A 7,446-nucleotide genomic window follows, 5' to 3' on the forward strand; every position below is an offset into this window, starting at 1 on the left:
CGCTGACTTGTCCTTCTTCATCGACTTCTATAGCCTGACGCTGTTTGCTGCCGGCAGTTTGAATAATGGTGGCGTCAATGACGGCGGCGGATGCTTTCTCTATTTTTAGGCCTTTTTCGGTCAGTTGGCGGTTAATCAGTTCCAGCAATTCGGACAGGGTGTCGTCTTGCGCCAGCCAGTTGCGGTAGCGGCATAAGGTGCTGTAATCGGGGATGCTCAACTCGTCAAAACGGCAAAACAGGTTGAAATCGATGCGGGTGATGAGGCTGTGTTCGAGTTCGGGATCGGAGAGGCTGTGCCATTGTCCGTAGAAGCGCAAGAGCGACGCGAACGAATGAAAAAACAGTTCGCCGACTAAAATATAGATGTAGAAACCTTAAAAGGCCGTCTGAAATACTATTTGCACTCATTCCCGATTTGCCGCAACGGATGTTATCGGGCGGATTGGCAAAAGCGGAATTGCCCGCCGTCCGCACAGGCTTGGGATTCATCGATCGCAAGCTCGGCGGCTTTCTCGAACTGGGCTGGTATGCTTATCAAATGAAGCTCATCGGCACAGGCAACACCCCGCAGCCGAAACGCTCCGCGTGGGCGGAACTGTTCCGCCTGCTGAAAAACATCCGCCAACACCGCCTGCGTTCCGAACGGGCGTAAAAAGTGCGGTGGAATTTTTGCAATTTTTCGCTTAAATTCCATCGCTTGCAGCTACAAAAGTGCGGTCTATTTTACGAATTTTTCTTTATATTCCCCAATAGTAATCTGCGCCCTTCAAATTCCTTGCCGGCAATTTCCAAAGCGAAGCGTTCTTTGTCGGCGTCGCGTACTTTGTCGTGTATGGCACGTAATTCCTGCACGCTAGCACCCAATGCCTTGACGATTTCATCGCCCATTTTCATGGAAGAATAGAAGGTTTCGCGCACTACGAAATCCGCTTCCGCTTTCACTAGGGCCAGCGCATTGCGTCTGTCCCAGGCGCGCACGAACACCTTGGCGTTCGGGTTGATATGATGAATATTTTCCACAATTCTGACCGCACTTTCTCCGTCGTCCACGCATACCGCTACGATGTCGGTGTGTTCTACGCCGCAGGCATGCAGCACGTCGGCGCGGGTGGCTTCGCCGTAATAGACTTTGAAACCGTATTCGCGTGCGACGTTGATGGTGTCGGGATCGTTGTCCAGAATGGAAATGGTGGCACCGTAGGCTAGCGGCATTTGGCTGACCACCTGCCCCATGCGCCCGAATCCGATAATCAGCACGTTGCCGTTGAGTTCGCCCGCATGTTCTTCCACATCATCCACTGCCACAGCTGCGCGGGGTTCTTTGAAATAGCGGTCGAACAGCATAACGCTGAAGGGTGTCATAATCATGGAGAGCACCACGATTGCCGTCATATTCGCTAGCACTTCCGCATTAATCGCCCGTTGTACGGCAGCGGAGGCGAGTAATACGAAGGCGAATTCACCGCCCTGCGACATCAGTACGGCGCGGTGTATCGCGGTGCGATGGCTTGCTTTGGCAAAACGCGCCACTCCATAAATGGCAAGGCATTTCAAGATAATCATCAGTACAGTGGCGGAAAGAATTACCTTCCAGTTATTGAGCACCGTTGCCACATCCAGCGACATCCCGACAGCTAAGAAAAACAGCCCGAGCAAAAGGCCTCGGAACGGTTCGATATCCGCTTCAAGCTGATGACGGAAGTCGGATTCCGACAGCAGCACTCCCGCCAGAAACGCACCCATCGCCATAGACAGACCGCCCAGCTCCATTAAATAAGCCGCACCGAGTACCACCAGCAGCGCGGCGGCAGTCATCACCTCGCGTGCTTTGGATTTTGCCAGAATTTTAAACAGCGGATTGAGCAGCCAAATACCTGTCGCAATCAACGCTGCCAAAGAAAGCGCGGCAACACCGATTTTCTGCCATAGCGGTACGGCATCGGCAACGGCATTGGGATTATCGGGTGCTAGAAATGCTACAATCGCCAGCATGGGCACAATCAGCAAATCTTCAAACAGCAAAATGGAGACAATGCGCTGACCTTGCGGTGTGCTGATTTCATGACGTTCGTCCATAATCTGCATGACCATTGCGGTGGAGGTGAGTGTAAAACCTACCGCCGAAATAAACGACATCACTAAAGGAAAACCGTAAGCCAGCCCGATTTGGGTAAGGAACAGACTGGAAAACGTCACCTGCAGGGTACCCAAGCCGAAAATCTGATTACGCAATTTCCATAAATGCGACGGCTTCATTTCCAGCCCGATCAAAAACAGAAACATCACCACGCCGAATTCCGCAATATGCAAAATAGCGTGGGAATCGGTAACGAGCTTTAATCCGAAGGGTCCGATAACCAGCCCCGCAGCCAAATAACCCAGAATTGAGCCTAGACCTAAACGTTTAAATAACGGCACGGCAACTACCGCCGCCCCCAATAACTCCACCACGTGCAATAAATCGCCGTTAGCTGCTTCTACTGCCATAATTCCAGCCTTTGTTAATTCATAAAAATTTTTCGTATTATAAAGAAAAATCGCCGTAACACAAAAAAGCCGTCTGAAAAATGGATTCAGACGGCGTTTAGCATTTCAGGCAGCCTGAAACCCCCAAATCTCACACCGCAAAATGCGGTATCACGTTTTCGGCGAAATCCTGAATGGTTTCCAGCGCGCCGCGCCGTGTGGGTTTTAAGTTCACGGTAATGTGTGCCACGCCGTCGGCCTGCTGTTTCTGCCAAAACTCGACGATGCCTTTGGCGCCGCCGCGCAGGTAGATGTTATTGTAGAACTCGGCGGGCGCGTTCGGGTCTTCCAAGAGTTCGACGAAATTCGCCACGCCAAAGGGTTTCCAGGTTTCGCCGTCGCCCAATTCTTTGAGCGTGTTGACGATGTCGCCCAGTTTTTCGGGGGCGATGCCGTACCAAATCCATGCGTCGCTTTCGCGGGCAATCCATTCCAGCTCTTGGCGGGCGCGGCCAATGGCGAGCATCGGCAAACCGTGTGCGGGTTTGGGCACCAAGTCCAAATTGCCGCTGAATCTGCCGTAGTGTTCGCTATTGAATGCGGGGAATTTTTCCTGCGTCAGGCGGCGGATGATTTGCCACGCTTCGCGGTAGCGTTCGGCGCGGTTGTTGAAATCGGAGGCAAAGGCGGGGTATTCGGTGGGACGGTCGCCGCTGGCCAAGCCGAGCAGGAAGCGGCCGCCGCTGATTTGTTCCACCGACGCGGCTTCTTTGGCGGTGAGCACCGGTTCGCGCAGCGGCGACACATAGCCCGCCGAGCCGAGCGCAACGTTTTGGGTGAGCGCGGCGAGATAACCCAGCGTTACCGACGGGTCGTAAATCTGCGCGACATCGCCAAAACTCGGGTCGTAAAACGGCACATCGCGCACCCACAGCGTGGCAATGCCGCTTTGGTCGGCGGCTTTTATCACGGTGGCGAAGTCGTCCATTTCGGGCACGGGGCTGTCGGGATAGCCTTTGAAGGGCGCAATCAGGCCCAATGTGAGTTTGCCCGGTTGGAAAGTGCGGGCGAAACCGCGATGGTTTTGCAGGCGTTCGGGTAATTTCAGCGCAGTCATTTTTTTGCTCCTTGTGATGTGTTTTTGCACGGGATGAAGTATATTTGTTTTATTCGGGAATGTGCTTCCCTAATCTCGGGCAAGAAAATACCAAATGTAGGTCGGGCATTGATGCCCGACGTTTTTAAATTTACCTGTATTTGTCGGGCATAAATGCCCGATCTGCGCAAGAAAAATTTATGGAACTCAACAATCTCAACGATATGACCGCCTTTGTCGCCAGCGTAAAAAGCGGCTCGTTTACCGCCGCCGCCAAACAACTCGGGTTGACCCGCTCCACCATCGGCAAACGCATCGCCCGCCTTGAAGCGCGGTTGAACGTGCGCCTTTTGCAGCGCAATACGCGCAACCTTGCGCCCACCGATGAAGGGCGGCTGTTTTACGAACGCTGCACCGCCGTGTTGGAAGAGCTGGAAAACGCCGAGCAATGCCTTGCCCAACGCAGCATCGAGCCGCAAGGCCGTCTGAAAATCAGCGCGCCGCTGGTGTTGGGCAAAACCATCTTGCCGCCGCTGTTGGCGGATTTTCTCCACCGCTATCCGCAAACCAGCGTCGAACTCTCACTCACCGACGACTACGCCGACCTGATTTCAGACGGCTACGATCTCGCTCTGCGCAACGGCAACCCGCCCCAATTCGACAGCCTGATCGCCCGCACCGTCGGCAGCCAGCAAATGCTCACCTGCGCCGCCCCAGGCTATCTCGTTCAACACGGCACGCCGCAAAGCCCCGACGATTTGGCACACCACCAATGCCTGCATTTCCTACACGGCGGCCGCGTCAGCCGCTGGCGTTTCCAGCAAAAAGGCAAAGAAACCACCTTCCAAGGCAGCGGACGCTTCAGCGCCGACAACGGCGAAGCCCTGCTGGAACTCGCGCTGTCCGCATTCGGCATCGTGCAACTGCCGCATTATCTGGTGCAAACCGCCCTCGATTCAGGCAGCCTGAAAAGCGTTTTAAATGATTTCCAATCCAAACCCGTGCCCGTGATGGCGGTGTATCCCAGCCGCAAACAGCTCTCGCCCAAAGTGCGGGCGTTGGTGGATATGATGGGGGAAGCGTGGGGGAAGGCCGTCTGAGATGCCGCCGGCCATTCCAAAAAAGCTGCCTGAAAAACAAAAAAGGCCGTCTGAAAACCTAATTCCGGGTTTCAGACGGCCTGAGAACTTTGCAAAATCCCCCAAAATCCCCTAAATGTCTTGGTGGGATTTTGGGGGATTTTGCAAAGGTCTCATGTAAAAATAAATCGATAAGGTATATAATTGGCGCGCAATCCATCATTTCACAGAGACAAATTATGCACACACAAAATCTTATTATCGGCTTTGGCAAAGCGGGCAAAACGCTGGCGGCAGATTTGGCGAAACACGGGCAGCAGGTCGTGCTGGTGGAACAGTCGGCGCAGATGTACGGCGGCACTTGCATCAACATCGGCTGTATTCCCAGCAAAAAACTGATTGTCGAGAGCGAGCAGCGCGGGCATAACGCCGACAAAGCGGCAGTGTTTGCGGCGGCGATGAACGCGAAAAACACCCTGATTCCGAAATTGCGCGCCGCCAATTTCGCCAAACTGGACAATCTGGACGGCGTAACCGTGCTCAACGCGCGCGCCGAGTTTCTCGACGATCGCACGGTCAAACTGACTGACCCAGACGGCGGCGAGCAAACCCTTACCGCCGAACGCATTTTCATCAACACCGGTGCCACCCCGCGCCGCCTGGGTGTGGCGGGCGAAGACAGCCCGCGCGTACTGGACAGCACCGGTGTGCTCGCGCTGAACGAACGCCCGCGCCGCCTCGTCATCATCGGCGGCGGCTACATCGGCTTGGAATTTGCCTTTATGTTCCACGCTTTCGGCAGCGAAATCACCATTCTCGACGGCGGCGACCGCTTCCTGCCGCGTGAAGATCGCGACATCGCCGAAGAAATGCTGCGCGTATTAAACAGCAAAGGCATCAAGGTGTTGCAAGGCGTGAAGATTGAAGCGTTCCGCGACAATACGGCGGACACCAGCGTCATCACGTCGCAAGGCGAATTTACCGCCGACGCGGTGTTGGTGGGCGTGGGGCGCGTGCCGAACACGCAAGGATTGGGTCTGACAAACGCGGGCATCAAAACCGACCAGCGCGGCTTCATCCTCGTTGACGACCATCTGCGCGTGCAAGGCAAAAACCACATCTGGGCGATGGGCGACGTGGCGGGCAGCCCGATGTTCACCTACATCTCGCTCGACGACTACCGCATCGTGCGCGAACAGCTTTTCGGCGACGGCAAACGCAACCGCGCCGACCGCACCCCGTTCCCGACCGCCACCTTTACCGAGCCGCCGCTCGCTCATATCGGCTTAACCGAAACCGCCGCGCAGCAATCGGGGCGCGAGGTGAAAGTGTTGAAACTGAAAGCCGACGCAATTCCGAAAGCCAAAATCCTCAACCAAACCGACGGCCTGCTCAAAGCCGTGGTGGACGCGCACAGCGGCGAAATTCTCGGTGTAACCCTGTTCTGCGCCGAAGCGCACGAGATTATCAACCTGTTCAAAATGGCGATCGATCACCGCATCCCCGCCACCTACATCAAAAACCAAATCTTCACCCACCCGACCATCGCCGAAGGGCTGAACGATTTGTTCGCGGGCTGCTAAAAAACTGGTTGTAAAACGACCGCACTTGATACGGAAATGCCGTCTGAAAGCGATTTCAGAATCGGTGCGGGTATGTTGTTTGTAACCAAGTTTGTAGAGGCCGTTTTTCTTTGTCCAACGGGCATCTTTGTCCTTACTCGGTGTGGTTTGGCCGCTGACTTGTCCTTCTTCATCGACTTCTATAGCCTGACGCTGTTTGCTGCCGGCAGTTTGAATAATGGTGGCGTCAATGACGGCGGCGGATGCTTTCTCTATTTTTAGGCCTTTTTCGGTCAGTTGGCGGTTAATCAGTTCCAGCAATTCGGACAGGGTGTCGTCTTGCGCCAGCCAGTTGCGGTAGCGGCATAAGGTGCTGTAATCGGGGATGCTCAGTTCGTCAAAACGGCAAAACAGGTTGAAGTCGATGCGGGTGATGAGGCTGTGTTCGAGTTCGGGATCAGAGAGGCTGTGCCATTGTCCGAGCAGGACGGCTTTGAACATGGACAGCAGTGGATAGGCGGGACGGCCACGATGGTCTCTAAGGTAGCGGGTTCTTTGACGATTCAGGTACTGTTCGATCGGTTGCCAATCAATCACTTGATCCAACTTCAATAGTGGGAAGCGATGGAAAATCCTCTAAATGTCTTGGTGGGAGTTTAGGGGGATTTTGCAAAGATCTCGGTGTATAGGAAGGAATTTGGCGGTAAAGTATTTGCGATATTCCTTATGCTTTTATCAAATTGCTGTTCAGAGCTGCTATGGAGCGTTTTGATGTTGATTGGCATATCGCTTTGCAGCCATTTTGTCATTGCGCGATGACAAAACGATAGCGAAATAGTGACAAAATGTGCGCGAGATTATAACGCCGTGTAAAAAATAAGATCTAAAATTTGGTCTTTTTCACTTTATTTTTACATATTTATGCGATAAATTGAAATATTAAAATCAACTAATTGATTTTGAGCGATTATACAATTTACATTTTTTTATAATATAGAAACAACCATTTTGAGTTACATATAATTAAATATTGTAAAATATAACACAAAAAAATGAGAGAAACCTTATAAAATAAGGTTTCTCTTTTTTACACTTTTATTGACACAGGCGGATTGAGACCTTTGCAAAATTCCCCAAAATCCCCTAAATTCCCACCAAGACATTTAGGGGATTTCTCATGAGCACCTTCTTCCAGCAAACCGCCCAAGCCATGATTGCCAAACACATCGACCGCTTCCCAC

Annotated in this window: 5 protein-coding genes and 2 pseudogenes; 3 read left to right on the top strand and 4 right to left on the bottom strand. The window is 53.0% G+C overall.

The features are described 5' to 3' along the window. Positions 1-307 (bottom strand): annotated as a pseudogene (locus AAG834_RS13270) (transposase); the annotation flags it as partial. 122 nt (positions 308-429) lie between these two features. Between AAG834_RS13270 and AAG834_RS13275 the strand changes: the two are divergent. Beyond that, positions 430-654 (top strand): hypothetical protein, encoded by a 225-nt coding sequence (locus tag AAG834_RS13275; protein ID WP_033002664.1) that lies wholly within the window; start codon positions 430-432, stop codon positions 652-654. Positions 655-725: 71 nt separating this feature from the next. Here the strand turns inward: AAG834_RS13275 and AAG834_RS13280 are convergent, their stop codons facing one another. Together AAG834_RS13280 and AAG834_RS13285 are read right to left on the bottom strand one after the other, a co-directional pair. Continuing rightward, a complete protein-coding gene (locus AAG834_RS13280; protein WP_003755191.1) occupies positions 726-2,489 on the bottom strand; it encodes a monovalent cation:proton antiporter-2 (CPA2) family protein in 1,764 nt (587 codons plus the stop codon). A gap of 130 nt (positions 2,490-2,619) precedes the next feature. Continuing rightward, a complete protein-coding gene (locus AAG834_RS13285) occupies positions 2,620-3,585 on the bottom strand; it encodes a TIGR03571 family LLM class oxidoreductase (RefSeq protein ID WP_003755193.1) in 966 nt (321 codons plus the stop codon). 179 nt (positions 3,586-3,764) lie between these two features. Between AAG834_RS13285 and AAG834_RS13290 the strand changes: the two genes are divergently transcribed. Together AAG834_RS13290 and AAG834_RS13295 are read left to right on the top strand one after the other, a co-directional pair. Further along, positions 3,765-4,664: a LysR family transcriptional regulator gene (locus AAG834_RS13290; protein WP_040667829.1), complete on the top strand. Its 900-nt coding sequence runs from the start codon at positions 3,765-3,767 to the stop codon at positions 4,662-4,664. Positions 4,665-4,882: 218 nt separating this feature from the next. After that, on the top strand, positions 4,883-6,226 hold the full coding sequence (locus tag AAG834_RS13295) for an FAD-dependent oxidoreductase (RefSeq protein WP_003755202.1): 1,344 nt from the start codon (positions 4,883-4,885) through the stop codon (positions 6,224-6,226). Between the two features lie 54 nt (positions 6,227-6,280). Here the strand turns inward: AAG834_RS13295 and AAG834_RS13300 are convergent. Next, positions 6,281-6,838, bottom strand: a pseudogene (locus AAG834_RS13300) (transposase); the annotation flags it as partial. Positions 6,839-7,446: the final 608 nt, after the last annotated feature.

Source organism: Neisseria sp. Marseille-Q2251 (assembly GCF_940793045.1).
In the GTDB taxonomy this organism is placed as follows: Bacteria; Pseudomonadota; Gammaproteobacteria; order Burkholderiales; family Neisseriaceae; genus Neisseria.